The following is a 2,286-nucleotide window of genomic DNA, read 5'->3' as shown; positions in this document are numbered from 1 at the left end:
TTCCGGGAGTAGTGGCGAGCGAAACCGGATGAGGCCAAACCGTATGCGTGTGATACCCGGCAGGGGTTGCGCATGCGGGGTTGTGGGAATGAGCTTTCACGGTCTGCCGGCTGTGAGGCGAGTCAGAAACCGTATGGATAGGCGAAGGACATGCGAAAGGTCCGGCGTAGAGGGTAAGACCCCCGTAGCTGAAATCTGTACGGCTTGCTTGCTCATCTCCCAAGTAGCACGGGGCCCGAGAAATCCCGTGTGAATCTGGCGGGACCACCCGCTAAGCCTAAATATTCCCTGGTGACCGATAGCGGATAGTACCGTGAGGGAATGGTGAAAAGTACCGCGGGAGCGGAGTGAAATAGTACCTGAAACCGTGTGCCTACAAGCCGTGGGAGCGTCGGATGCACTTGTGCATCTCGTGACTGCGTGCCTTTTGAAGAATGAGCCTGCGAGTTAGCGGTGTGTAGCGAGGTTAACCCGTGTGGGGAAGCCGTAGCGAAAGCGAGTCCGAATAGGGCGATTGAGTTGCACGCTCTAGACCCGAAGCGGAGTGATCTAGCCATGGGCAGGTTGAAGCGGAGGTAAGACTTCGTGGAGGACCGAACCCACCAGGGTTGAAAACCTGGGGGATGACCTGTGGTTAGGGGTGAAAGGCCAATCAAACTCCGTGATAGCTGGTTCTCCCCGAAATGCATTTAGGTGCAGCGTCGTGTGTTTCTTGCCGGAGGTAGAGCACTGGATAGGCGATGGGCCCTACCGGGTTACTGACCTTAGCCAAACTCCGAATGCCGGTAAGTGAGAGCACGGCAGTGAGACTGTGGGGGATAAGCTCCATGGTCGAGAGGGAAACAGCCCAGAGCATCGACTAAGGCCCCTAAGCGTACGCTAAGTGGGAAAGGATGTGGAGTCGCAGAGACAACCAGGAGGTTGGCTTAGAAGCAGCCACCCTTGAAAGAGTGCGTAATAGCTCACTGGTCAAGTGATTCCGCGCCGACAATGTAGCGGGGCTCAAGCGTACCGCCGAAGTCGTGTCATTGCAGCAATAGGGCCAACGCCTGCTGTGATGGGTAGGGGAGCGTCGTGTGCCGGGTGAAGCAGCAGCGGAAGCTAGTTGTGGACGGTTCACGAGTGAGAATGCAGGCATGAGTAGCGATACACACGTGAGAAACGTGTGCGCCGATTGACTAAGGGTTCCTGGGTCAAGCTGATCTGCCCAGGGTAAGTCGGGACCTAAGGCGAGGCCGACAGGCGTAGTCGATGGACAACCGGTTGATATTCCGGTACCCGCTTTGAAACGCCCAATATCGAATCCATTAATGCTAAGGCCGTGAAGCCGTTCCGGACCCTTCGGGGAAAGGAAAGTGGTGGAGCCGCTGATCCAAGGTGGTAGTAGGTAAGCGATGGGGTGACGCAGGAAGGTAGTCCAGCCCGGGCGGTGGTTGTCCCGGGGTAAGGGTGTAGGCCGAGGGGTAGGCAAATCCGTCCCTCATATAAGGCTGAGACCTGATGCCGAGCCGATTGTGGTGAAGTGGATGATCCTATGCTGTCGAGAAAAGCCTCTAGCGAGTTTCATGGCGGCCCGTACCCTAAACCGACTCAGGTGGTCAGGTAGAGAATACCGAGGCGTTCGGGTGAACTATGGTTAAGGAACTCGGCAAAATGCCCCCGTAACTTCGGGAGAAGGGGGGCCATCACTGGTGATCGGACTTGCTCCGTGAGCTGGGGGTGGCCGCAGAGACCAGCGAGAAGCGACTGTTTACTAAAAACACAGGTCCGTGCGAAGCCGTAAGGCGATGTATACGGACTGACGCCTGCCCGGTGCTGGAACGTTAAGGGGACCGGTTAGTGACCTTTCGGGGTTGCGAAGCTGAGAACTTAAGCGCCAGTAAACGGCGGTGGTAACTATAACCATCCTAAGGTAGCGAAATTCCTTGTCGGGTAAGTTCCGACCTGCACGAATGGCGTAACGACTTCTCGACTGTCTCAACCATAGGCCCGGTGAAATTGCACTACGAGTAAAGATGCTCGTTTCGCGCAGCAGGACGGAAAGACCCCGGGACCTTTACTACAGTTTGATATTGGTGTTCGGTTCGGCTTGTGTAGGATAGGTGGGAGACTTTGAAGCCGTGACGCCAGTCATGGTGGAGTCGCCGTTGAAATACCACTCTGGTCGTGCTGGATGTCTAACCTCGGTCCGTGATCCGGATCAGGGACAGTGTCTGATGGGTAGTTTAACTGGGGCGGTTGCCTCCCAAAGGGTAACGGAGGCGCCCAAAGGTTCCCTCAGCCTGG

The 2,286-nt window shown here is 56.3% G+C and carries 1 rRNA gene (only partly in view); it reads left to right on the top strand.

The features are described from left to right. Positions 1-2,286: ribosomal RNA gene (locus ACIGFK_RS42380) — 23S ribosomal RNA — on the top strand; its annotated part reaches 135 nt to the left of the window's first position; the annotation flags it as partial.

Source organism: Streptomyces sp. NPDC085524 (genome assembly GCF_044541755.1).
Classification (GTDB): Bacteria; Actinomycetota; Actinomycetes; order Streptomycetales; family Streptomycetaceae; genus Streptomyces.
This window is presented reverse-complemented; position numbering and strand designations above follow the sequence as displayed.